General features: G+C 61.6%; 1 protein-coding gene. It reads right to left on the bottom strand.

Features of this window, described 5'->3' with window-relative positions:
- Positions 1 to 487 (bottom strand): hypothetical protein (locus AACY08_RS29070; protein ID WP_339472530.1); only part of this gene is annotated, 487 nt, incomplete at both ends.

Below are 487 nucleotides of genomic sequence, written 5' to 3' on the forward strand. Positions count from 1 at the left end.
TCTCGGGCTCCGTCGTCATCTTGACGCCGACCTTCTCGAACTGGCGCTTGCCGTTCTCGTCGGTGTACTGCTCGGTGTCGTCGCCAGCGCGCCCGCACATGATGATGTGGAGCTTGGAGTTGATGTAGAGGTCGGTGAACTGCTGCCAGCCGTGCGGGCCCTTGAGGAACGACCAGTCGTCGATCTGAAGAAAACTGCGCTGCTTCTTCTTCAGGTACGATTCCTGAAGCTCGCGCCACGGATGGGTGATGCTGTCGATGATCAGCACGGAGGCGTTCTCCTCCGCCCATTTCATCGCGGCGATCAGGTCGGCGAAGGAGCGCTTCTTCGCCACGACGAGCGGGATGCCGACCTCCTCGAACAGCGGGATCATCCAGTCGGACCCTGTCTCGGTATCGAAGAAGGCAACCGGCTTGCTCGCATAGGTGACGCCAAGCTGCTTGAGCTGGCGGACAAGGCCGATCGCGAGCAGCGAGCCGGTGACGGA

This window comes from Pseudomonas sp. EL_65y_Pfl1_R83 (assembly GCF_963970695.1).
Lineage (GTDB): Bacteria > Pseudomonadota > Gammaproteobacteria > Pseudomonadales > Pseudomonadaceae > Aquipseudomonas > Aquipseudomonas tritici.